Source organism: Kitasatospora sp. NPDC023118, assembly GCF_055560875.1.
Genome location: NZ_JBVHHW010000010.1, coordinates 196,282 through 217,539 on the forward strand (window position 1 = coordinate 196,282; position 21,258 = coordinate 217,539).

Consider the following 21,258-nt stretch of genomic DNA (forward strand, 5'->3'; position numbering starts at 1 on the left):
TGTTTCTCCACCCCCACCAACCGGAGTTCGTGTTCGCCTCGCGGCGGCCGGCCCGGGGCACTGGAGAAGCGCTCCGAGGGATCCTTGCTCCGCCGTCCCGCCCTCGGGGGGTCTCCAGCGCCACGGGCGCGCCGGGAGCCACGGGCACAAGAGGGGCTCGACATGGCACCCAGCAACACCAGCAGTTCAGACGGCGGTTCCACCCCAGCAAGAACCCCAGACCCGGACGGCACGCCACACCGTCTCCCCGGCACGCCGTCCGGGTCCGCCACCCATCCCGTGGACGAGGTGCTGCCCCCGGTGAAGCTGTTCTCCACCGGGCTCCAGCACGTCGCCGCGATGTACACGGGGGTCGTCGCACCCCCGCTCATCGTCGGCGCCGGCGTCGGACTCTCCGCCGCCGACCTCGCCCTGCTCATCTCGGCCAGCCTGTTCACCGCCGGCCTGGCCACCCTGCTCCAGACCCTCGGCGTCTGGAAGATCGGCGCGCGACTGCCGTTCGTGAACGGCGTCTCGTTCGCGGGCGTCGCGCCCATGATCGCCATCGCCAATGGCTCTATCGAAAGAACAGGGGGACCGAAGGACGCCCTCCCGGTGATCTTCGGAGCGGTGATCGTCGCGGGGGCCCTGTGCTTCCTCGCGGCGCCGTACTTCTGCAAGCTCATCCGGTTCTTCCCCCCGGTCGTCCAGGGCACCGTGATCACCCTCATCGGGGTGTCCCTGCTCCCGGTCGCGGTGAACTGGGCGCGCGGCGGCTCGCCGAGCGCCCCCGGGTACGGCTCCATGCGGGCCATCGGCCTCGCCGCGATCACCCTCGCCGCGGTGGTGCTCTGCAACCGGCTGCTGCGCGGCTTCTGGCAGCAGCTGTCCCTGCTCATCGGTCTGGCGTTCGGCACCCTGATCGCCTTCCCGCTGGGGCTGGCCGACTTCAGCGCGGTCCAGGACGCGAAGGTCTTCGCCCTCCCCTCCCCGTTCCACTTCGGCGCGCCGATGTTCGACGGAGCCGCGATCGCCTCGCTCTGCATTGTCATGGTGGTCTCGATGACCGAATCCACCGCCGACATGCTCGCGCTCGGCAAGATCGTCGACCGCGAGGCCGACGAAGCCACGCTGGCCGCCGGCCTGCGGGCCGACGGACTGGCCACCGCGCTCAGCCCCGTCTTCAACGGCTTCGCCGCCAGCGCCTTCGCCCAGAACATCGGGCTGGTGGCGCTGACGAAGATCCGCAGCCGCTTCGTGGTCGCGGCCGGCGGAGGCATCCTGATCCTGCTGGGGCTCTTCCCCGTGCTCGGCTCGGTCGTCTCCCTGGTTCCGCAGCCCGTCCTCGGCGGCGCCGGGATCGTGCTCTTCGGCACGGTCGCGGCGAGCGGGATCCGCACCCTCGCGGAGGCCGGCATGGAGTCCAGCTCCAACACCATCCTGGTGTCGGTCTCGCTCGGGGTCGGCATCATCCCGATCGCCGTGCCGACCTTCTACGACTCCTTCCCGGAGGCCGTCCGGACCCTGATGCACTCGGGGATCTCGGCCGGCTGCGTGATGGCCGTCCTGCTCAACCTGCTGTTCCACCACGTCGGAGCCGCCCCCCGGACCAGATCCGGCCAGACCTCCGGCGCGACGGTGCCGACGGCGACACCGTCCTGACCGGTCCGGGCAGGGGCGCGTACCACTAGGTGCGCGCCCCTCCTGGCCCTCCCCCATAGGAGTGAAACCATGGCAGTCCAGCCCCCGCCCGCCGACCAGCGGATCGTGATCGAGAACGTCGCGATCGCCACCGTCGACGCCGCTGACACCGAGTACGCCCGAGGCCACGTGGTCATCCTCGGCAACACGATCGAGTCCGTCGGAAACGGCCCCGCCCCGGCATGGCTGGACAACGTGGTGCGCCGGATCAACGGCGAGGGCCACCTGCTCACCCCGGGCCTGGTCAACACCCACCACCACTTCTACCAGTGGATCACCCGCGGCCTCGCCCAGGACAACATCCTGTTCGACTGGCTGGTCGCCCTCTACCCGACCTGGGCGCGGATCGACGAGAAGCTCGTGCACGCCGCCAGCCAGGGCTCGGCCGCCGCCCTGCTCAAGTCCGGCTGCACCACCGCCTCGGACCACCACTATGTCTTCCCCAAGGACGGCGGCGACGTCCTCGGCGCCTCCATCGAGGCCGTCCAGGAGCTCGGCATGCGCTTCACCGCGCTGCGCGGCTCGATGGACCGCAGCAAGAAGGACGGCGGGCTGCCGCCGGACCACGCGGTCGAGGAGCTGGACGACATCCTGGCCGCTTCCGAGGCCGCCGTGGACCGCTACCACGACGCCGCCTTCGGCTCGATGCTGCACATCGCGCTGGCGCCGTGCTCGCCGTTCTCGGTCTCCACCGACCTGCTGCGCCAGTCCGCCGAACTCGCCCGCCGCAAGGGCGTACGGCTGCACACCCACGGCTCGGAGACGGCCGAGGAGGAGCAGTTCTGCAAGGAGCTGTTCGGCATGGGGCCGACCGACTACTTCGAGTCGGTGGGCTGGCTCGGCGAGGACGTCTGGATGGCGCACTGCGTCCACATGAACGACTCCGACATCGCCAAGTTCGCCGAGACCGGCACCGGCGTCGCGCACTGCCCCTCCTCCAACGCCCGCCTGGCCGCCGGGATCGCCCGGGTGCCCGACATGCTCAAGGCCGGCGTGCCGGTCGGGCTCGGTGTGGACGGCACCGCCTCCAACGAGTCCGGCGAGCTGGGTACGGAGCTGCGCAACGCGCTGCTGATCAACCGGCTGCACGGCTACCCGACCGCCCTCACCGGGCGCCAGGCGCTGCGGCTGGGCACCATGGGCGGGGCCCGGGTGCTCGGGCGCCAGGACGAGATCGGCTCGATCGAGGTCGGCAAGCTCGCCGACCTGGCGCTGTGGAAGATCGACGGGATCATGCACTCCTCGATCGCCGACCCGGTCGCGGCCCTCACCTTCGGCGCGCTGCCGCCGCTGGCGGTGCTGTTCGTCAACGGCAACGCCGTGGTCGAGAAGGGCGAGCTGACCACCGTCAACGAGGACCGGATCGCCCACGCCTGCGCCCGCGCGGCCAAGGAGCTCGCCTCCCGGCCGCTCTGACGGGACGGGGTCCTGCTTCTCTGCCCACCCCCTGTACTCCGGGCCGCCCAGGGACGGTGCGTGACCCGGACTCCGCGCGTCTCCGGGCGACGGACAGCTGGCAGCTGACGGATTTCGTTATCTGTTATCTGTTATCTGTTCGCTGCCGTCGGTGCGCGGACCGCAGCCCCGGACCCACGGCGAGGGTCCGGGGCTGCGGCGTGCCCGGGGAACCGGCCCCCACCCGGCCGAGCGCCGTACGGCCGGGACCAGCGCGAATCCGGCGAGAGCGAAGAGGAGGCGAGCACGAGCGCCGCGCCGTCGAGGACGGCTGGCCGCTGCGGCGGGCCGCCGAACGCCTCCAGGCCTCACCGACCACGGCCAGACGCTGGCCGGCCGAGGGGCGCCGGGCGGACGGCAGACAACGGCGAACAGCCGACGGATAACAGATAACAGATGACGAAAGTTGTCATCTGCAATCTGTCATCCGTCGGCTGCCAGTCAGGCCCTCAATGTCAGGCCGTACGCCCCAGCGTCGCCAGGTAGGCGCGCCAGCCGCCGTGGTGGGTGATCTCGCGGTGCACGCCACGCTCCAGCTCGCCCCGGGCGAGCAGCATGGACAGGCACGCCGAGCCGTCCTCCAGCTTGATCACGCCCAGCTCCAGCTCGCGCGGCTCCCCGGGCAGGATGACGTCCCGCAGGCGCTCCAGGCTGATGTCGTACAGCTCTCCCTCGATCGCGGTGTCCACCGCCGGATCGGCCAGCAGTCCCGGGCAGACGTCCGTCCCGCCGCTGTGGTCGATGGAGAAGAAGCGGTAGCCGGGGGCGGTGCGGGCCGGGCCGATCAGGGCGTCGGCGACCTTGGCGTGGAACGGTCCGCCGACCATCGCCTGACCGTTGAAGAAGATGCGCGCCATGGATGGACTCCTCACAGATTCAAAGACCGTGACAAAAAGGACCGTTCCGCACGGCGACAAGAGGACAGGTGGATTTCGTCGCCGTACGGAACGGAGCAAATGGGCGGCGGAACTGCTACAGCCCGGCAGGCGGCAGCGGCGGCGCCGGCGGATAGATTGGTGCTCAGCCCAGCAGGGGAAGCGCGGGGAGGGTCAGGAAGTCCGCGAACTCCTCGGCCAGGGAGACCTGTTCGAAGAGCTGGGCGGCCTCGCGCCAGCGGCCGGCGGCGTAGGCCTCGGCACCCAGCTCGGTGCGGAGTTCAGCCAGCTCCGCGGCGACCAGGGTGCGGACCAGCTCGGCGGTGGCCTTCTCGCCGGTGTCGGACAGCACGACCCCGTTGTGGATCCACTGCCAGATCTGCGAGCGGGAGATCTCGGCAGTGGCGGCGTCCTCCATCATGTTGAAGATGCCGACCGCGCCGAGCCCGCGCAGCCATGCCTCGATGTAGCGGATGCCGACCTGGACGGCGTTGTGCAGCCCGGCGTGGGTGCAGGTGCCACCGGCGCCCGCGATGTCGAGCAGTTCGGCGGCGCTGACCGGCTCGGACGGCCCCGGGTTGTCCTTCTGGTTGGGGCGCTCGCCGAGCACCGCGTCGAAGGAGGCGCGGGCAACCGGCACCAGGTCCGGGTGGGCGACCCAGGAGCCGTCGAAGCCGTTGCCGGCCTCGCGGTCCTTGTCCGCCTTGACCTTTTCCAGCGCGGCGGCGTTGACCTCCGGGTCCTTGCGGCTGGGGATGAACGCGGCCATGCCGCCGATCGCGTGGGCTCCGCGCTTGTGGCAGGTCTGCACCAGCAGCCGGGTGTACGCGGCCATGAACGGCGAAGCCATGGTGACGCTATTGCGGTCCGGCAGGATGTAGTGCTCGCCCGCGTCCCGGAAGTTCTTGACGATCGAGAACAGGTAGTCCCAGCGCCCGGCGTTGAGGCCGGCCGCGTGGTCGCGCAGCTCGTAGAGGATCTCGTCCATCTCGAAGGCGGCGGTGATGGTCTCGATCAGCACGGTGGCGCGGACGGTGCCGTACGGGAGGCCGAGTTCGGCCTGGGCGTGGGTGAACACGTCGTTCCACAGCCGGGCTTCGAGGTGGCTCTCGGTCTTCGGCAGGTAGAAGTACGGGCCGGAGTTGGGGTCCTCGGCGCCCTTGGCGAGCAGCCGGGCGGCGTTGTGGAAGAAGTACAGGCCGAAGTCGACGAACGCGCCGGCCACCGGGACGCCGTCGACCAGCAGGTGGTTCTCGTCCAGGTGCCAGCCGCGCGGGCGGACCACGACGGTGGCGAGTTCGGCGGCGGGCTTGAGGGTGTAGGCCTTGCCGGCGGCGCTGGTGAAGTCGATCCGCCCCTCGAAGGCGTCGATCAGGTTGACCTGGCCGCTGACCACGTTCTCCCAGGTCGGAGAGGTGGCGTCCTCGAAGTCGGCGAGCCAGATCTTCGCCCCGGAGTTGAGCGCGTTGATGACCATCTTGCGGTCGGTGGGGCCGGTGATCTCGACCCGGCGGTCCTGGAGGGCGCGCGGAGCCTCGGCGACCTTCCAGTCGCCGGCCCGGACGTCGGCGGTCTCCGGGAGGAAGTCCAGCGTGCCGGTGCGGGCGATCTCGGCGCGGCGGGCCTTCCGCCTGGCCAGGAGCTCCTGCCGGCGTCCCTCGAAGGCGCGATGGAGGCCGACGACGAAGGCGACCGCCTCCGGAGTGAGCACCTCCTCCGCCCGGTGGACGCGCGGACCGGCGACAGTGACGACCGGAGCGGCGGGGGAGGCGCCGACGGGCCCCTGATCTGCAGCCATGAGCAGGACACTCCTAAGACGGTTGAGCCTGGCGAAGGGAGCTCCGGTGGGAGCTCCCTTGGGAACTTCCTCGATCGTTACCCGCCTGTCGGCGAGTTCGATTCTGTAAGGTGGAGACTAGTTTCCGCGATACAGAATTTCAACGGTTTGTTGAAGAGGTCGCCGGGACTCTACTCCTCCCCGACAGCGAAGGGAACGCCGGTGGTTGCGACCCCCGACACAGCATCGACGACAGGCGCCGACCGCGCGAGCGGCGGCGTGCAGTCCGTCGAACGCGCCTTCCAACTCCTGGAGGCGCTGGCCGACTCCGGCGGCGTGGCCACCCTCAGCGAACTCTCCACCAGCTCCGGCCTCCCGATGCCGACCATCCACCGACTGGTTCGTACCCTCGTCCAGCAGGGCTATGTCCGCCAGGACACCACGCGCCGCTACACCCTCGGCCCCCGACTGATCCGCCTCGGCGAGACGGCCGGCCGCCTGCTCGGCAGCTGGGCCCGCCCCTACCTGGCCGAGCTCATGGAGGCCACCGGCGAGACCGCCAACCTGGCGGTACTGGAGGGCGGCGAGGTGGTGTACGTCGGACAGGTGCAGTCGCGGCGCTCGATGCGGATGTTCACCGAGGTCGGACGGCGGGTGCAGCCGCACTGCACCGGCGTCGGCAAGGCGCTGCTCGCCCAGCTCCCCGAGGACGAGGCGCGCGCGATCCTGGGCCCCAACCCGCTGCCGGCACACACCGAGTACACCGTCACCGACCCGCAGGAGCTGATGGACCAGCTCGCCGAGGCGCGCGAGCGCGGCTACGTGGTCGACGACCAGGAGCAGGAGATCGGCGTCCGCTGCATCGCGCTCGCGGTCCCCGGCGCGCCCACGCCCACCGCGCTCTCGGTGTCCGGCCCGGAGGCCCGGATCCGGGCGCTTGAGGAGCAGGCCGGCGCCTCCTCTCTGGTGCCGGTGATGCGCCAGATCGCGACCCGGCTGGGGCAGGTCCTCGCGCCCTGACGTCACGTCAATCCTGGTGCCGAGTGCGGGAGGTGGGTCCCCCGCCGCCCGCTCGCGACATCCCCCGTTCGACGGACGGGCGGGCGGGTTGCGCCGTGTCGGCGGCCGCCGCTGCGCCACCCTGGTGCGGACGCGGCCCGCGACGGCGCGGGCGGCCGCAGCGCGAGGAAACGATGAGCGGTGGTGGAGCGCGGGCAGGGCAGGCATACGGGACTTCGGGGCGGATCCGGCGGCGCGGCCGACCGGGCCGCCGGGTTCACAGCTGTCACGGCGGCGGGTTGCGCGCTCGCGATGCTGACCGCCGGACCGTCCTGGGCCCTGCGGCCCGATACCCGGCCCGTGCCCCGGCCGGACCTGGAGGTCGCGCCGCTGAGCCCGGCCGCCGTGCCGTCCGTCTCCGACCTGGAGGTGATCCGGCTCGTCCCGGAGGCCGCCCCGCCCGGCGGCACCACCACGATCCACGCCTTCGTCGCGAACCGCGGCCCCGACACCACGGCCTCGCCGTTCGCCGTGATCGTCGCCCTGCCGGACGGCGTGACACCGGAGGGCCCGCACCTCCCCGCGAACTGCGAGGAACTGGGGGGCGGCCAGCGGGTGCGCTGCGTCTTCGGGCCCGGGCTGAAGGAGGGGCGCAGCGCGACCGCGCTCGTCCCGGTGCGGCTCTCCCCCGACCTGCCGACGGGCACGCTGACCGGCGGGTCGGTCGCGGTGCACAGCCCGGACGACCGGGACGAACGCAACAACCGGCAGCCGTTCGACCTCACGGTGGTCGAGACGGCTGCCGGTTCCTGAGAGCGGCTGGTTCCGGGGGTACGTGCGCCGTGCGCCACGTGCGCTACGTACGCGCGTGCTACGTGCGGTCAGCTGCAGATGCGATCAGCGGTAGACGCGCACGTAGTCGGCGGAGAAGGTGATCGGGGTGTTGCCCTGCGGCGCGGGGTGGTACTTGCCCGCGCACACCGAGAGGTTGAGGATCAGGTACGCCGACCAGTTGGCGCCGACGCCCTTGCCATCCGAGAACACCTTGACGCCGTTGACGTACCAGTCGACCGAGTTGGCGCCGTAGTAGGTGCCGATGGTCACCCACTGGTCCTTCGCGACGGCGTTCGCGTCGGTGTAGTAGTCGGGGTTGCCGGGGTTGACGTGGTTGGTCAGCTCCAGCAGGTTCGGGTTGTCGGGGTGGTACTCGAAGGAGTCGATCTCCCCGTTGCCGTTCTTCCACGTCCACAGGGCCGGCCAGGCGCCGGTGCCGGAGGGCAGCTTGACCCGGGTCTCGGCGTAGTCACCGGTCTTGACCTGGAAGCCCTCGGCGGAGCCCTCGGTGGTCAGGAAGCCGGTGTTCCAGGACTGCTGGCCGTTCTCCAGGGTGGGCCCGCCGGGGGCGGCGGTGAAGGTGGCGACTCCGTTCGCGACGGTGACGTTGTTCTTGTTCAGCCAGTCGAGCTTGTTGTCGTCCGGGTTGTGGTTGCCGTACTTGTACGAGGTGCTCTTGTCGCCGACCCAGCGCTGACCCCAGTTGATCGGGCCGTTGAACTCGTCGGACCAGGTCAGCGACTTGCCGGCGATCGGGGAGGACGGCGCCGGGGTGCTCGGGCTCGCGGTGGCGCTCGGGGTGCCGGTCGGCGACGGCGCGGTCGTCGGGGACGGGGTGGCCGTCGGCGACGGCGCGGTCGTCGGGGACGGGGTGGCCGTCGGCGACGGCTTGGTCGTCGGGGACGGGGCGGTGGTCGGGGACGGGGCGGTGGTCGGGGACGGGGCGGTGGTCGGCGACGGCGTGGCCGTCGGCGACGGGGCGGTGGTCGGCGACGGCGTGGCCGTCGGCGACGGGGCGGTGGTCGGCGACGGCGTGCTCGTCGGGGACGGCGTGCTCGTCGGCGACGGGGTCGGCGTCGACGTACCGGCGGCGGAGACCACCAGCTGCTGCGAGGGCAGGTTGTGCCAGGTGTTTCCGAAGTCCTGCCAGAAGCCGAACTGGGTGTACGTCCCGGCGGGCAGGGTGCGCGCGCCGCTGGTGAAGTTGACCCCGCTCGGGCAGATCTGCAGGTTGGTGGCGTTGCCGGGGAAATCGAGGTTGGTGCCGCGGGCGTCGCGCACTCCGACGCCGACGGTCTTGACGACGAAGCAGGAGGAGGAGTGCAGGCCGAGCGAGGCAGTGGTGGCCTTGCCCGCGACCATGGTGGCGGGGGCGAGCCGGTCCTGGGTGACGGTCGGGCCGGTGGCCGCCTGGGCGCCGGAGACGGGCGGCAGTCCGAGCAGGCCGGCACCGCTGATGGCGAGCGCCCCGGTGGCGGCAAGGGCGGCGTCGCGGCCGCGGTGGGACGGACGGGCGTGGCGCGGCGCGCGGCGGCGGGCAGGCTGGTGCATGGGAGTCCTCTGCGACGCCTGCGAGGTGAGCTGTCGGATTCGGGCTGCAGTTGCCCGGCCGCCTGTGGAGCGGCTTCACCCCTAGCCGCGGCCCGCGTGCGAGAGCGCAGGGCCGGGCGCTGACCTTGGTTCCCCCGCTCCCGTCCGCTGTGGTGCTCGGTTGCCCGCCGGCGGGTGGACAGGACTCGGCGTCCCGGCGGCGGGGTCCGCGAGGGCGGACGACCGTTGCAGGCTAGGCAGGCCGTCCGTAAACGGACAACTCCGTCGGGCCGGTTGTCGCACAGCTCACAGTGGCGTCGATCAACGACGCTGCGTGGTAGCTGAGTTGATCAACAGCGCCGATCAAGCATGGCGATCGAGAGCGCCGATCGAGTCGATCGAGTGCGGCGATCAGCCGGAGTAGATCTCGCCGTTGCCGAAGCAGGTGCGGCGTGCGACGCCCAGGTGCCGGTCACAGACCGCGACGGGTGACGCGGTGGCGGACCGTACCGTGGCGTGGGGCCGCCCAAGTCGGCCCGGTCGGATAAATTGGAGCCCTGACATTTTCCGCCGTGCACAAGTGCCCGAGCCGATCCGCACGACCGCACGACCTGCACTGTCTGTACGACCTGCACGCCCCGCACGGTCCGCCCCACGCTCCCGAAAAGAGGTCCCGCCCCACCATGACCGCGTCCCTGCCCGCCTTCGCCGGCCGTACCTACGTCTTCCGGGCCGACAACGGCGCGGCCTTCCGCAACACCTACTCGGCCGACGGCAAGCGGCTGCGCTGGGAGGGCCTCGGCGAGTCGGCAGGCCAGTGGGAGGACGTGCTGCTGCATGTCGCCGAGGTCGCGCCGGAGATCTACTTCGTCAGCTGGACGGAGCAGAGCGGGATCACCGTCAGCCACGTCATGGACCTCAACAAGCTGACCGTGCGGGCCTTCTGGACCTTCGAGGGCGAGGGCGGCCGGGTCGGGCAGCTGCACGCGGGGACGCTGGAGCGGGTGGCCTGAGCCAGGCTGAGCGTGAACTGAACCCCCGGGCTGGTGGCTCCGGGGGTTCAGTTCACGCTCAGCTTCTCGGACCGTTCGGCGTCAGACGGCCTGGTTCGGCACCTTGAGGTGGTCGGACAACCACTCCAGCGAGGACGGCAGCAGCGCGCTCCAGGTCTCGAAGTTGTGACCGCCGTTCTCCAGCATGCTGTAGGAGACCTTCATCGGGCTGTGCACCGCGTCGATGAAGGCCTCGGTGTCCTGCCGGTAGTTGCCGTCGCCCTTCTTGGTGCCGGCCAGCAGCACGGAGACCTTCGGCTGGGGCATGTTCTTCAGCCGCCACATCAGGTTGGCCTCGTCTCGGCGCTGCTTGCTGCCGCCGAAGAGGTCGCCGGTGGTCGGGTCGTCGGCGGCGTCGTAGTAGGCGGACAGGGCGACGGCGGTCGGGAAGACGTCCGGGTGGCGCATAGCCAGCTTGAGTGCGCAGTAGCCGCCGGTCGAGTTGCCCATGAAGGCCCAGGCCTGCGGGTCGGTCGACACCCGGAAGCTCGCCTGGATCGCCGAGGGGACGTCCTTGCTGAAGTAGGTGTCGGACTGGGCGCCGTTCGGGATGTCCTCGCACTCGGTGTCCTGCGGCAGGGCGGGCGAGGGGCGCATCAGGACCATGACGGTCGGCTGCATCCGGCCCTCCTGCAGCAGCTTGAGCGCGGCACCCGGGTAGTTGAACCGGGTGATCAGGTTCTCGGCGATCCCGGGGAAGCCGGTGCTGACGATCACGGCCGGGAACTGCTTCTGCGCGTACTCGGGCTGGAAGTACTGGGGCGGCAGGTAGACGTAGCCCTCGGTGGACAGCCGGCTGACCTTGCCGTCGATCCGGATCTTGCGGATCTCACCGGACTGGCTGGGCTCGCGGCCCAGCGCTCCCCCGCCCTGCACCGAGGCGTGGCCGATGGTCTCGACCATGAGGCGGCCGGCGGCGTCCGCCTTGTTGTGGATCACCACCGGGCCGGTGCTACCGGTGCCCAGCAGGTCGCCCCAGCTGCTGTAGAAGGCGAAGTAGTTGTTCGCCACCAGACCGAGCGCGGCGAGCACGGCGAGTTGGGTGGCGAGCAGCGCTCCGATCCGACCGAACACCGCCTGCCAGGACTTCTTGGCGAGTCTGGGCCACAGCCAGACCGTGCAGGCCATCATCACGACGGCGATCAATATGGCCAGCGCCAGCACCTTGTGGCTCGTCAGACCCATGTCCTACTTGCTCCCACGCCTCGAACTCCCCGCCCCCCTCCGATCAGGACATCCGAGGAGGTCACCCCGGTTCCCCCGCCGGGGCGCGCGATCACCAACCCTAGCGGGAGCTTGGAGAAAACTGAGCACTGCCCGACAGTCAGCGGGGAGCGGGCAGGGAGCCGACTGAGAGCCGTCGGAGAACAGATGACAGCGTTCAGATTTCAGATGACAGAGAACAGATGACAGATTTCGAAATCTGTCATCTGAACGCCGAATCCCGTCGGCCGCCAGCCACCCTCGCTACTCCCCGCCCACCCGCGCCCAGAGCCCCAACCCCGCCGTGAGCTCCCGCATGCAGCGGGCGCCGAGGTCCTGCGGGGAGCCCGGGCCGGTGACAGGGGCGTCCGAGGAGGCCCACTGCTCCAGGGCCACCCGGATCGCCGCCGTCGCCGCGGCGGCGGCCAGCCGGAGCTCCAGCGGGTCGGTGCCGACCGGGCAGCGGTCGGCCAGGACCGTCCGCAGCCGCTCCTCCGAGCCCGCGTGGACCCGCTGCCAGGTGCCGTCCAACCGCGGGTCGCGCAGCAGACTGCGGGTCCAGTGCATCGCCTCGACCGCCGCGTCGTCGGCCGGGGTCAGCGACGCGACCGCCGAGCGCTCCAGCACCTCGCGCAGCGGCAGGTCCGCCGAGCTCTCCGCCAGCAGGTCCACCCAGCGCTGCCCGCCAGCCGCCAGCAGCGGCGCGACGGCGTCCTCCTTGACCGAGAAGTAGCGGTAGAAGGTGCGCAGCGAGATGCCCGCGGCGAGGGCGATCTCCTCCGCGGTGGTCGCCTCGGCCCCCTGCTCGGCGAAGAGCTCGGCGGCGGTGCGGGCGATCTCCAGCCGGGTGGCATCACGGCGGCGCTGAGTCAGGGAGGGGCGTCCGGTCACAAGGGCCAGCGTACGCAGTCGATCATTCAGATGGCACATCGCGCCGAAAAGTCACATCGAGACTTGTTGGCACGTCATGCCACATGGGCGTACCGTGTCGTTCGAGGTCGAGAGACCACGAACGAACGGAGTACCACCATGGATCGCTTCAGCGGACGGAACGTCCTGATCACCGGCGGCGGCTCTGGCATCGGCCAGGCGACCGCGCACCGGATCCTCGCCGAGGGCGGGAAGGTCGTCGCCGTCGACGTCAACGAGGACGGCCTGAAGAAGACCCTGGACCGCGCGACCGCCGACGGCACCGCGGACCGCCTGACCATCCAGGTGCTGGACATCTCGGACGAGGCCGCGGTCGTATCCGGCGTGGCCGAGGCGATCGCGGCGCTCGGCGGCCTGGACGTGTTGGTCAACGCGGCCGGCATCCTCCGCTCCTCGCACACCCACGAGACCACCCTGGAGTTCTGGAACAAGCTCCTCGCGGTGAACCTGACCGGCACCTTCCTGGTGACCCGCGAGGCGCTCCCCGCACTGCTCGCGACCGACAAGGGCGTGGTGGTCAACTTCAGCTCCACCTCCGCGAGCTTCGCCCACCCCTACATGGCCGCGTACGCCGCGACCAAGGGCGGCATCCAGTCCTTCACCCACGCGATCGCCTCGGAGTACTCGAAGCAGGGCCTGCGCGCGGTCTGCGTCGCGCCGGGCAGCATCGACAGCGGCATGACCAACAACCCCGGCCTGCCCGCCGACGCCGACTTCAGCCTGCTCGCCAAGCTCTCCCCCGCCATCGGCCAGGGCTTCGCGGGTCCGGAGACGGTGGCCGGCGTGATCGCCATGCTGGCCTCCGACGACGGCGCCTTCGTCACCGGCACCGAGCTGCGGATCGACGGCGGCACCCACATGTGACCCGCCGGCCCGGCGGACGACACGACGGGGCCTGTGCCTTCCCCCATACGGCACAGGCCCGTCGCGCGTACGCGGGCCGGTCAGGCCAGCGGCTTCGCCATCAGCAGTTCGTTGCCGCGGAGCGCGGCGCGGCGCAGCACCCGGCCGGGACGTCGACGGCCGCTGCAGGGACGTACGGCGCCTCCGTCAGCCTCCGTCAGCCGGTGCGGGCCGGGCGTGACCGCCGGGCGGCAGCGCGCCCTGCCGGGCGTCGCGGTGGGCGGCGAGGGCGTTGCCCACCGCGGCGACGGCGGCCCCGACCAGCAGGAGGGCCACCGTCAGCAGGAAGCACGCCCCCGCGACCCGGCGGTAGCCACCGTGCCGGGCGGGGTCGAGGAAGGGGTACGGATACCAGTCGACGGCGTGGCCGCGGTCAGCGCGTACACCAGGTAGACCAGCGGGAACGCCAGCCAGCTGAGCACCACCGTTGGGCGGATGCGCTGGACGGGCGGGTCGATCAGCCAGTCGGCGAGCACCACGAGCGGCATCGCGCGGTGGACCACGTCGTCCACCCACGGGATCACCAGCGGCGCGGGGTACTTCGCCAGCAGCGTGCCGTAGGCCAGGCCGGTGATCGCCAGGTAGAGCACCGTCGCCCCGCGCACCGTGTCCGGCACGGGCCGACGGCCGGTCAGTGCGGCCCAGCCGCCATAGCCCAGGACTGCCATCCCGGCGAGGTTGCTGAGGTTGGTGAAGTAGCTGAAGAAGTTCACCACCCCGGCGACGTCGGTCGCCGCGTGGTAGCCCGAGAAGCAGAGCGCGACGGCGAGGAAGGTCGCGACAGCGAGCCGGGCGGGAGCGAGCCACGAGTGCATCGTCAGGACCGCCTCTCTGGGGCGTGGTCCGGCAGGGCTTACTCGGATTCAAACCCCGCCGAGCGGACTCGGCCACAGGAGGGAGCGCTGCGCGGGCCTCGGACGGTCTCGGAGGGCCCCAGACGATCTCAAGGGGTGCGCCAGGCGGCGGCCAGGGCCGCGGCCGGGTTGGCGACCAGCAACCGCCCGGGCAACTCGGGACCGAAACCGCGGGCCAGCCGCGGGGCCAGGTCGGTGAGCAGCCGGGCGGGGCCGCCGACCTCGCGGGCCGTCCGGGTGGTGGTGTCGGCGCCGAGCAGCAGCCGGTCGGCGTGGCCCGCCTCGACCAGGTCGGCGATCACGTCGAAGGCCTGGAGGTCGGCGGGGTGGCCGATCCGGGAGGGGCTGTCCAGGGCGAGGAACACGCCCTCTGCGGCCAGGCTGCGGTGCAGCGTCCGGTCGGTGAAGCGGGTGAGGTGGCCGAGGATGATCCGGTCGGGGCGGACTCCGTACCGTCCGTGGAGCTGGCGCAGGACGCCGTGCGGGTCGCCGTCGGGTTCGAGGTGGACGGCGATCGGGGCACCGGTGGCGTGGTGTGCCTCGGCGGCGGCGGCCATCGTCCGACGGGTGTGCCCGGTGCGGGGGCCCGCGTCGTCGGCGATCTTGATCAGGCCGGGCCGGACGCCCTCGGGCGCGCCGGGGAGTCCGGTGGTGAGCTCGGTGACGAAGCGCTCGGCGAGGTCGGCGTACGGGGCGGTGCGGTCGCTCACGTCGTCGCCGGAGGCGGGGAAGCGGCCCTGGGGGTAGTGGGCCGTCTGGTGTGCGCCGGTGGCGGCGACGATGTGGACGCCGGTCGTGCGGGACAGCCCGGCGAGGGCGTCCGCGCCCCGGCCCATGCCCCACGGGGTCCACTGGACGAGGGTGCGGCCGCCGGCGGCGACGTAGGCGCGCAGGACGTCCTCGGCGGCGGCCGGGTCGTCCAGCTCCTGGCCGGGGAACCGGGGGCTGCGGATGAACAGGTGGTCGTGGGCGTCGGTGACGCCCAGCTCGGCGGGGTCGAGGTCGCCCAGGACGGTCCGGACCGTGCGGGTGGTGGCGGCTGGGGTGGTCATCGCCGGCCCTCTGTGCCCTCCGCGTCCGCTGCGGGGGCGTCGGCCGGGGCGTCGGTCGCCGCGAAGGTGGCGGTGACGACCCGGAGGCCCGCCAGGGTCTTGGGGACGCCGACGTAGGGGGCCAGGTGCACCAGGACCTCGGTGATCTCCTCCCTCGTCATCCCGATCCGCAGGCTGTTGCGCACGTGGTCGGCGAGCTGCGGCTCGACGCCGCCGAGGGCGGTGAGCGCGGCCAGGTTGGCGATCTGGCGGTCGCGCAGGGCGAGGCCGGGGCGCTGGTAGGTGCCGCCGAAGAGGCTGGTGACGATCCAGTCGGGGAAGCCGGGGGCGAGGCCGTCCAGACCGCCGAGGGTGGCGGCCGCGACCGGGCCGGCGAGCTGGGCCAGCAGGGCGTAGCCGGCTTCGCGGTCGAGCGGGGCGGGCGTGAGGTCAGCGGGCGTGAGGTCAGCGGGCGCGAGCTCGGCGGGGGTCGTGGCAGTGGGGGTCATGGCGACGGCCTGGGCGGCCGTCGGGGCGGTGGGCATGGCGGTGGGCATGGCGGTGGTGGTTCCTTTCACCAGTGCCGGCCGGTCGGCAGCCGGTCGAGTTCGGGTCGGGACAGATGCAGCACCTGGTAGTGGGTGCCGGGCTCGTCCTCGGGGGACGGGCCGTGCCAGAGGGCGAACCGGAGCAGCTCCCAGCGGCTCGGGTCCACGGCGACGGCGGCGGTGTGCAGGGCGGGGTGGGCGGGCAGTTCGGCGAGGGCCCGCTCGACGACCTCGGCCGGGTCGGCGGTCTCCGGGAGTCGTACGGTCGCGCGGGTGGCACTGGTCGGGGCGACGGTACGGGAGCCCTCGGCGAGTCCCGCGCCGAGCCAGTGGTGGACGGCGGGGCGGCCAAAGTCGGCACTCAGGCCGCGGAAGCCAGGGCCCCACAGGAAGCTGTTCATGCCCTCGGCGGTGTGCCAGAGGTAGAACGGCGCGTACTGGTTGACCGGCGAGCCGTCCCGGCCGCGCTCGCGGACCAGGTAGGCCTTGAGGCCGAGGCCGGGGTGGGCGTCGAGCAGGTGGCCCTTGTCGGCGACGCGTTTGCGGATGACGCCCATGTCGTAGTCGGCGGGGAGGGTGATCTCGTACTGCATGGCGTGCACGGCGGGGCTCCTCGGGGTGGTCTTCGGGCGGACCTCGGGCGATGCGGCTTCGGCTTGTGCGGCCGATTCGTCGTGGCCGTCCGGTGTCAGGCGCGGCGGTGCGCACCGAGCAGGCCGAGGGCACCTCGGGTGGCCTGCTCGAAGGGCTCGGCGCTGTTCGAGGCGCGGGCCAGTACGTAGCCGCCCTGGACGACGGCGACCACGGCGGCGGCGGTGTCCGCCGGGTCGAGGCCGGGGGCGAATTCGCCGTTCGCCTGGCCCTCGGCGACCAGGTCGGCGATCCGGCCGCGCAGCCAGTCGAAGGTCTCCTCGACCGGGGCGCGCAGCTGCGGGTCGGCGATGACGTCCGGGTCCTGCGCCATCCGGCCGATCCGGCAGCCGCGCAGCACCTCGCGGTCCCGGTGCAGGTAGGCGGCGATGCGGTCGTAGGCGCTGCCGGGGGCGGCGAGGTCCGCGTCGGCGATGCCGCGCATCTGCTCGGCGCTGCGGCGTAGGGCGGCGGCGGCGAGGTCGGGCTTGCCGGCGAAGTGGTGGTACATGCTGCCCTGGCCGACCCCGGAACGCTGCTGGATGGCCTTGGGGCTGGTGCCGACGTAGCCGCGCTCCCAGAGGAGGGCCTGGGTGCTCTCGATGAGGCGTTCCTGAGTGCTCATGTGGATCACTGTACATACCAGTAGGTACAGAAGGCCAGGGGTCTCCCGCTCGGGACTCCGAATGCCGGAGATGATCGAGGGCCGTGCGCCGCCCCCCGGCGGCCACGGCCCCTCGACCGTTCGTCATCCCCCGTACCGGCGACGGGCATTCCGCCGCGGCCGGTGGCGCGCGTCACGTCACGCACCGTGGCGGACGTCTCCCCGGGTAGGGGCAGGCCGGGGCGGACTGCCGGGTCTCTGTCACGCCAAGGGCGGTGTGGCGGACCGCAGTTCGCGGCGGCTCGGGGCGAGGGCTTGATCGGCCGCTGACGGCTGGCAAGATGTCCGGCATGAGCTACCTCGCCTCGGATGACCGCTATGCCTCGATGACCTACCGGAAGGCCGGCCGCAGCGGTGTGCAGCTGCCCGCCGTCTCGCTCGGACTCTGGCACAACTTCGGAGACGCCCAGCCGCTGGAGGTGCAGCGGGCGGTGCTGCGCCGGGCCTTCGACCGGGGCGTCACCCACTTCGACCTGGCGAACAACTACGGCCCGCCGTACGGCAGCGCGGAGCGCAACTTCGGCTACCTGTTCGCCCAGGACTTCCGGCCGTACCGGGACGAGATGTTCATCGCGACCAAGGCCGGCTGGGACATGTGGCCCGGCCCGTACGGCAACGGCGGCAGCCGCAAGTACCTGCTGGCCAGCCTGGACCAGTCGCTGGGGCGGATGGGGCTGGACTACGTCGACGTCTTCTACTCGCACCGCTACGACCCGGACACCCCGATCGAGGAGACGATGGGGGCACTGGACAGCGCGGTGCGCTCGGGCAAGGCGCTGTACGCGGCGATCTCCAACTACCCGGCGGAGCAGCACCGGGAGGCGGTGGCGATCCTGCGCGAGCTGGGGACGCCGGTGCTGATGAACCAGTCGGCGTACTCGATCCTCAACCGGTACGTGGAGGAGGCCGGCGTGCTGGACGCGGTGGGTGACACCCAGACCAGCCTGATCGCCTACTCGCCGCTCGCCCAGGGGCTGTTGACCGACCGCTACCTCTCCGGCGAGGTGCCGGCCGGGTCCCGGATGTCGGTCGGGAAGTTCCTGACCGAGGAGGCACTGACCGGGCCGAAGCTGGAGCAGCTGCGGGCCCTGAACAAGGTCGCCGAGGGGCGCGGGCAGACCCTGGCGCAGCTGGCGCTGTGCTGGGTGCTGCGGGACCCGCGGGTGGTCTCGGTGATCATCGGGGCGAGCAGCGTGGCCCAGTTGGACCAGAACCTCGACGCACTGGCCGGCGGGCCGCTGACGGAGGCGGAGCTGGTGGAGATCGACCGGCTGAGCCGCTGAGGCGGACGGCGGCGGGCGGCCGACAGATAACAGCTGACAGATTTCGAAGTCTGTCAGCTGTTATCTGTTTGCTGTCAGCTGTCAGCTGCAATCCGTCGACTGCCCGGCGCCGCCCACGGACCGGATCAGCCGGCCGGGGTGTACTTGTAGCCGACCCGACGGACCGTCACGATCGTGTCCCGATAGGCCGTTCCGAGCTTTCGGCGCAGCCGGGCGACATGCACGTCGACCGTGCGTCCGTCCCCGACGTGGCCGTAGCCCCAGACCGCCGAGACCAGGTGGTCCCGGGTGTGCACTCGCTGCGGGTGCTCGGTGAGGTGGGCCAGCAGCTCGAACTCCAGGTAGGTGAGGTCGAGCAGCCGCCCGTCGACGTAGGCGTTGCGCCGCTCGGTGTCGACGGTGATCCCGCGCCCGGCCGAACGGACCGGCCGGCCGGCATTCGAGACGCCGCCCGGGACAGCGGGCCCGGAGCCCCCCGAGGGCGGAGCCACCGGGCTCTCGGCCGGCACCAGAACCAGGTACCCGACCATCGGGTGGCCCGCCGCACCACCGGCCTGCGGCCCGTACTGGGCGAGCAGCCCCTGCGGCAGCACACCCTGCGGCAGGGCGGCGACGACGGTCGCCCCCTCCGGCAGCGCGGCCAGCAGCGAGGCGGGCGCCGGCGGGACGACCGCCCCGGGCTGCGGTCCGGCGGCGGGAGCGGCCGAGGGAACGGAGGCGACAGGCGGAACCGACGGCACCGGCGAGACGGAGGGAACGGATCGGACCGCGCGCAGGTGCGGGGTCGCGGTGGGCAGGGTCAGGGTGGCCGTGGAGGAAGAAGACATGGTGTGCCGCTCATTTCGCGCGTGACGGACGGGGTGGAGTCGTCTGCGCGTCGACCGGGCGTACTGCCGTTGCTGGACCGGACCGAACCGGGTTCAGCGGGCGGAGAGCCGGGACGCGCTGGGCGAGCCCGGACACGTCTGATCGAACAGGTGCGGCTGCCGGGACGGCCAGAACGGCTCAAGGTCGAGGCGAGCCTGTCGGCTGTCCACGGCGCGACGCGCGCGCCCGTTCCACCGTCCGGTCCACGGCCCCTCGCACATCGCGGGAGCCGGCCCGGTCGGACGGGGACGGCCGGCGACGCCGGGGGCAGGGCTGGGGCAGACGATGTTCACTGGTTTCTCCGCGGGGCGGGGCCGGTTGGTCGGCCGCGGGCACACCGGAGGGGCGGTCCGCTACGGCCTGGTCGACGGGGGTCGGTGGTGCGTCGGGCGGCGGCCGGGTGGGCCGGAGCCGCCGGGGGACGTACCGGGGCGGGGTGAGGCCGTCAGCGACAACAGGCGCTGCAGATCAGCGCGTGGTCGATGTAACGGCGGACGGTGAGCACCGGCATGACGGGTCCGGGCACGGCGGTGGTGCGTCGCTGACCGACAGTCATCCCTGTTGCCCTCCCCCTTCGTTCTGCCCGACGACGCACCGCTGCCGGTGCGCGCCGACGATGCCGCGTCGGATCGTCGAAGGCCTGGTCGCCGGTCGGCAACACCCGTGCGAACGAGGCGTTTCCGACCTTCCCGACTTCCCGACGGCATGGCCGGCGCGGCCTTCGTCCACAGAGCCTTCCACGCCCGAGCCGGTCCAGGCAACCTTCAGCGCGTCGAACGTCCGGGATGCGGACGGTCGAATGAGACGACGGGCGAACTAAGGAGCCTTGACCAGCGGTGTTTGGCGGCCGGTCAGGCCCTGCCGGTCAGGCTCCGGATGTCGGGCCACGGACGGTCAGGCCGGGGCTGTCAGGCCCGGGCGGGAGCCCGGCGACGGAGGGCGGCGGCATGCTCGACCAGGGCGACCAGCAGTTCCTTCCCGTCTTCCCGCAACCGCGCGTCGCACAGCAGCACCGGGACCTCCGGGTCAAGGTCAAGGGCGTCCCGGACCTCGTCGGGGGCGAACCGCTCGGTGCCCTCGAAGCAGTTGACCGCGACGACGAACGGGATGCCGCGCTGCTCGAAGAAGTCGACCGAGGGGAAGCAGTCGGCCAGCCGCCGGGTGTCGGCGAGCACCACGGCGCCGAGCGCGCCGCGCGCCAACTCGTCCCAGACGAACCAGAACCGGTCCTGCCCGGGGGTGCCGAACAGGTAGAGCGCGAGGCCGGGCCGCAGGTCGATCCGGCCGAAGTCCATGGCCACCGTGGTGGTGCGCTTCTCCTCGACGCCCGAGGTGTCGTCCACCGGGCGGCCCAGCTCGCTGAGCTCCTCCTCGGTGCGCAGTGGCCGGATCTCGCTGACCGCGCCGACCAGGGTGGTCTTGCCCGCGCCGAACCCGCCCGCGACCAGGATCTTCACCGCCACGGCCGGACCGCCGCGCCACCGCGGGTCGTTGGCGTTCCCGCGCGGCGCCGAGGACGGGCCCGCAGGGGTGTGGTCAGAGCGCACGGAGTCCATTGATCACGTCTCGCAGCAGGCGCTCGTCCGGCAGCTCGGCGAGCGGAACGGGTCGGGTGACGCTGATCAGGTCGGCGTCGTAGAGGTCGCCGAGCAGGACGCGCACGACGCTGACCGGCAGGTCGGTGTAGGAGCCGAGCTCGGCGACGGACAGCGGATCGTGGCGGCACCAGGCCAGCAGGGTCTGGTGCTCCGGGTCGAGGACGTGCGCGGGCACGGCCCCCGCGTCCGGCCCGGGGTCCTTGGCGGTGATCAGCGAGATGAGGTCGAACAGACCCTCCTCGACCGGCCGGGTGCGGCCCCGGGTCATCGAATAGAGCCGCACCACGGGGCCGGCCTCGTCGTCGAACCAGCGGTCGTCGGCCGGGGCGCGCGGCCGGAACAGGTCGACCTCGGGTCCGCCCGGGGTCGCCTGCTCCTCGTCGGTGGGCTCGGCCGAGTCCACCGGCACCTGGGGGCCGTCGAGTGCCTCCGGCCCGTCGAGCGCCTCCGGCCCGTCGAGCGCCTCCGGCCCGTCGAGCGCCTCGGGGCCGTCAGGCACCCCGGGGCGCTCCGGACCGTCCGCCTTCGGATCCGCCATCGGACCC

Annotated in this window: 21 protein-coding genes and 1 riboswitch; of the genes, 7 read left to right on the forward strand and 14 right to left on the reverse strand. The window is 72.1% G+C overall.

Features of this window, described 5'->3' with window-relative positions; translation table 11 throughout:
• Positions 1-162 precede the first annotated feature (162 nt).
• Both ACZ3UD_RS15650 and ACZ3UD_RS15655 read left to right on the forward strand, forming a co-directional pair.
• Positions 163-1,641 (forward strand): nucleobase:cation symporter-2 family protein, encoded by a 1,479-nt coding sequence (locus ACZ3UD_RS15650; protein WP_465586768.1) that lies wholly within the window; start codon positions 163-165, stop codon positions 1,639-1,641.
• Positions 1,642-1,710: 69 nt separating this feature from the next.
• Positions 1,711-3,096, forward strand: coding sequence for an 8-oxoguanine deaminase (locus ACZ3UD_RS15655; protein ID WP_465586771.1), 1,386 nt, complete (start codon positions 1,711-1,713; stop codon positions 3,094-3,096).
• A 494-nt stretch (positions 3,097-3,590) separates the two neighbouring features.
• On the opposite strand, the gene ACZ3UD_RS15660 is transcribed toward ACZ3UD_RS15655, so the two are convergent.
• The gene (locus ACZ3UD_RS15660; protein ID WP_465586773.1) at positions 3,591-3,992 is read right to left on the reverse strand and encodes an allophanate hydrolase-related protein; all 402 of its coding nucleotides are present in this window, start codon (positions 3,990-3,992) and stop codon (positions 3,591-3,593) included.
• A gap of 163 nt (positions 3,993-4,155) precedes the next feature.
• A complete protein-coding gene (aceB, locus tag ACZ3UD_RS15665) occupies positions 4,156-5,808 on the reverse strand; it encodes a malate synthase A (protein WP_465586776.1) in 1,653 nt (550 codons plus the stop codon).
• A gap of 201 nt (positions 5,809-6,009) precedes the next feature.
• Between aceB and ACZ3UD_RS15670 the strand changes: the two genes are divergently transcribed.
• The gene (locus ACZ3UD_RS15670) at positions 6,010-6,807 is read left to right on the forward strand and encodes an IclR family transcriptional regulator (protein ID WP_465586779.1); all 798 of its coding nucleotides are present in this window, start codon (positions 6,010-6,012) and stop codon (positions 6,805-6,807) included.
• Positions 6,808-7,146: 339 nt separating this feature from the next.
• The gene (locus tag ACZ3UD_RS15675; protein ID WP_465586781.1) at positions 7,147-7,599 is read left to right on the forward strand and encodes a hypothetical protein; all 453 of its coding nucleotides are present in this window, start codon (positions 7,147-7,149) and stop codon (positions 7,597-7,599) included.
• A gap of 84 nt (positions 7,600-7,683) precedes the next feature.
• Here ACZ3UD_RS15675 and ACZ3UD_RS15680 read toward each other — a convergent pair whose 3' ends face one another.
• On the reverse strand, positions 7,684-9,171 hold the full coding sequence (locus ACZ3UD_RS15680; RefSeq protein WP_465586784.1) for a glycoside hydrolase family 16 protein: 1,488 nt from the start codon (positions 9,169-9,171) through the stop codon (positions 7,684-7,686).
• A riboswitch (cyclic di-AMP (ydaO/yuaA leader) is annotated at positions 9,172-9,336 on the reverse strand.
• A gap of 497 nt (positions 9,337-9,833) precedes the next feature.
• On the opposite strand from ACZ3UD_RS15680, the gene ACZ3UD_RS15685 reads away from it, so the two are divergent.
• Positions 9,834-10,163: a MoaF-related domain-containing protein gene (locus tag ACZ3UD_RS15685; RefSeq protein ID WP_387626166.1), complete on the forward strand. Its 330-nt coding sequence runs from the start codon at positions 9,834-9,836 to the stop codon at positions 10,161-10,163.
• Positions 10,164-10,244: 81 nt separating this feature from the next.
• On the opposite strand, the gene ACZ3UD_RS15690 is transcribed toward ACZ3UD_RS15685, so the two are convergent.
• Positions 10,245-11,387, reverse strand: a complete 1,143-nt coding sequence (locus ACZ3UD_RS15690; protein ID WP_465586787.1) for an alpha/beta hydrolase — start codon at positions 11,385-11,387, stop codon at positions 10,245-10,247.
• A gap of 282 nt (positions 11,388-11,669) precedes the next feature.
• A complete protein-coding gene (locus tag ACZ3UD_RS15695; protein ID WP_465586789.1) occupies positions 11,670-12,335 on the reverse strand; it encodes a TetR family transcriptional regulator in 666 nt (221 codons plus the stop codon).
• A gap of 99 nt (positions 12,336-12,434) precedes the next feature.
• Between ACZ3UD_RS15695 and ACZ3UD_RS15700 the strand changes: the two genes are divergently transcribed.
• Entirely contained in the window at positions 12,435-13,199 is a 765-nt protein-coding gene (locus tag ACZ3UD_RS15700) for an SDR family NAD(P)-dependent oxidoreductase (protein ID WP_465586791.1), read from the forward strand.
• Positions 13,200-13,385: 186 nt separating this feature from the next.
• Here ACZ3UD_RS15700 and ACZ3UD_RS15705 read toward each other — a convergent pair whose 3' ends face one another.
• The 6 genes from ACZ3UD_RS15705 to ACZ3UD_RS15730 all read right to left on the reverse strand — a co-directional run bounded on the left by ACZ3UD_RS15705 (position 13,386) and on the right by ACZ3UD_RS15730 (position 16,926).
• Positions 13,386-13,514 carry a hypothetical protein gene (locus ACZ3UD_RS15705; protein WP_465586794.1) on the reverse strand — a complete coding sequence of 43 codons (129 nt, stop codon included), beginning with the start codon at positions 13,512-13,514 and terminating at the stop codon, positions 13,386-13,388.
• A gap of 2 nt (positions 13,515-13,516) precedes the next feature.
• Entirely contained in the window at positions 13,517-14,053 is a 537-nt protein-coding gene (locus ACZ3UD_RS15710) for a Pr6Pr family membrane protein (protein WP_465586796.1), read from the reverse strand.
• A 128-nt stretch (positions 14,054-14,181) separates the two neighbouring features.
• Entirely contained in the window at positions 14,182-15,144 is a 963-nt protein-coding gene (locus tag ACZ3UD_RS15715) for a phosphotriesterase family protein (protein ID WP_465586799.1), read from the reverse strand.
• Positions 15,141-15,680, reverse strand: a complete 540-nt coding sequence (locus tag ACZ3UD_RS15720) for a carboxymuconolactone decarboxylase family protein (RefSeq protein ID WP_465586802.1) — start codon at positions 15,678-15,680, stop codon at positions 15,141-15,143. The genes ACZ3UD_RS15715 and ACZ3UD_RS15720 overlap by 4 nt, the downstream gene beginning before the upstream one ends.
• 17 nt (positions 15,681-15,697) lie before the next feature.
• Positions 15,698-16,273, reverse strand: coding sequence for a DUF4865 family protein (locus ACZ3UD_RS15725; RefSeq protein WP_465586805.1), 576 nt, complete (start codon positions 16,271-16,273; stop codon positions 15,698-15,700).
• Positions 16,274-16,359: 86 nt separating this feature from the next.
• Positions 16,360-16,926 (reverse strand): TetR/AcrR family transcriptional regulator, encoded by a 567-nt coding sequence (locus ACZ3UD_RS15730; protein ID WP_465586808.1) that lies wholly within the window; start codon positions 16,924-16,926, stop codon positions 16,360-16,362.
• A gap of 329 nt (positions 16,927-17,255) precedes the next feature.
• Here ACZ3UD_RS15730 and ACZ3UD_RS15735 point away from each other — a divergent pair, with 329 nt between their 5' ends.
• Complete coding sequence (locus ACZ3UD_RS15735; protein WP_465586811.1) at positions 17,256-18,248, forward strand: aldo/keto reductase; 993 nt, start codon at positions 17,256-17,258, stop codon at positions 18,246-18,248.
• A 125-nt stretch (positions 18,249-18,373) separates the two neighbouring features.
• On the opposite strand, the gene ACZ3UD_RS15740 is transcribed toward ACZ3UD_RS15735, so the two are convergent.
• From ACZ3UD_RS15740 to ACZ3UD_RS15750, 3 genes are all read right to left on the reverse strand, one after another.
• Positions 18,374-19,075 carry a winged helix-turn-helix domain-containing protein gene (locus tag ACZ3UD_RS15740; RefSeq protein ID WP_465586813.1) on the reverse strand — a complete coding sequence of 234 codons (702 nt, stop codon included), beginning with the start codon at positions 19,073-19,075 and terminating at the stop codon, positions 18,374-18,376.
• Positions 19,076-20,023: 948 nt separating this feature from the next.
• Complete coding sequence (locus tag ACZ3UD_RS15745) at positions 20,024-20,671, reverse strand: GTP-binding protein (protein WP_465586816.1); 648 nt, start codon at positions 20,669-20,671, stop codon at positions 20,024-20,026.
• A complete protein-coding gene (locus ACZ3UD_RS15750) occupies positions 20,652-21,056 on the reverse strand; it encodes a DUF742 domain-containing protein (protein WP_465586997.1) in 405 nt (134 codons plus the stop codon). The genes ACZ3UD_RS15745 and ACZ3UD_RS15750 overlap by 20 nt, the downstream gene beginning before the upstream one ends.
• Positions 21,057-21,258 lie beyond the last annotated feature (202 nt).

Excerpts from the sequence above, each read along its gene's own strand:
- ACZ3UD_RS15650 (WP_465586768.1), top strand. The coding sequence starts at position 163 with ATGGCACCCAGCAACACCAGCAGTTCAGACGGCGGTTCCACCCCAGCA.
- ACZ3UD_RS15655 (WP_465586771.1), top strand. The coding sequence starts at position 1,711 with ATGGCAGTCCAGCCCCCGCCCGCCGACCAGCGGATCGTGATCGAGAAC.
- ACZ3UD_RS15660 (WP_465586773.1), bottom strand. The coding sequence starts at position 3,992 with ATGGCGCGCATCTTCTTCAACGGTCAGGCGATGGTCGGCGGACCGTTC.
- aceB (WP_465586776.1), bottom strand. The coding sequence starts at position 5,808 with ATGGCTGCAGATCAGGGGCCCGTCGGCGCCTCCCCCGCCGCTCCGGTC.
- ACZ3UD_RS15680 (WP_465586784.1), bottom strand. The coding sequence starts at position 9,171 with ATGCACCAGCCTGCCCGCCGCCGCGCGCCGCGCCACGCCCGTCCGTCC.
- ACZ3UD_RS15685 (WP_387626166.1), top strand. The coding sequence starts at position 9,834 with ATGACCGCGTCCCTGCCCGCCTTCGCCGGCCGTACCTACGTCTTCCGG.
- ACZ3UD_RS15690 (WP_465586787.1), bottom strand. The coding sequence starts at position 11,387 with ATGGGTCTGACGAGCCACAAGGTGCTGGCGCTGGCCATATTGATCGCC.
- ACZ3UD_RS15695 (WP_465586789.1), bottom strand. The coding sequence starts at position 12,335 with ATGTGCCATCTGAATGATCGACTGCGTACGCTGGCCCTTGTGACCGGA.
- ACZ3UD_RS15700 (WP_465586791.1), top strand. The coding sequence starts at position 12,435 with ATGGATCGCTTCAGCGGACGGAACGTCCTGATCACCGGCGGCGGCTCT.
- ACZ3UD_RS15710 (WP_465586796.1), bottom strand. The coding sequence starts at position 14,053 with ATGCACTCGTGGCTCGCTCCCGCCCGGCTCGCTGTCGCGACCTTCCTC.
- ACZ3UD_RS15715 (WP_465586799.1), bottom strand. The coding sequence starts at position 15,144 with ATGACCACCCCAGCCGCCACCACCCGCACGGTCCGGACCGTCCTGGGC.
- ACZ3UD_RS15720 (WP_465586802.1), bottom strand. The coding sequence starts at position 15,680 with ATGCCCACCGCCATGCCCACCGCCCCGACGGCCGCCCAGGCCGTCGCC.
- ACZ3UD_RS15730 (WP_465586808.1), bottom strand. The coding sequence starts at position 16,926 with ATGAGCACTCAGGAACGCCTCATCGAGAGCACCCAGGCCCTCCTCTGG.
- ACZ3UD_RS15735 (WP_465586811.1), top strand. The coding sequence starts at position 17,256 with ATGAGCTACCTCGCCTCGGATGACCGCTATGCCTCGATGACCTACCGG.
- ACZ3UD_RS15740 (WP_465586813.1), bottom strand. The coding sequence starts at position 19,075 with ATGTCTTCTTCCTCCACGGCCACCCTGACCCTGCCCACCGCGACCCCG.
- ACZ3UD_RS15745 (WP_465586816.1), bottom strand. The coding sequence starts at position 20,671 with ATGGACTCCGTGCGCTCTGACCACACCCCTGCGGGCCCGTCCTCGGCG.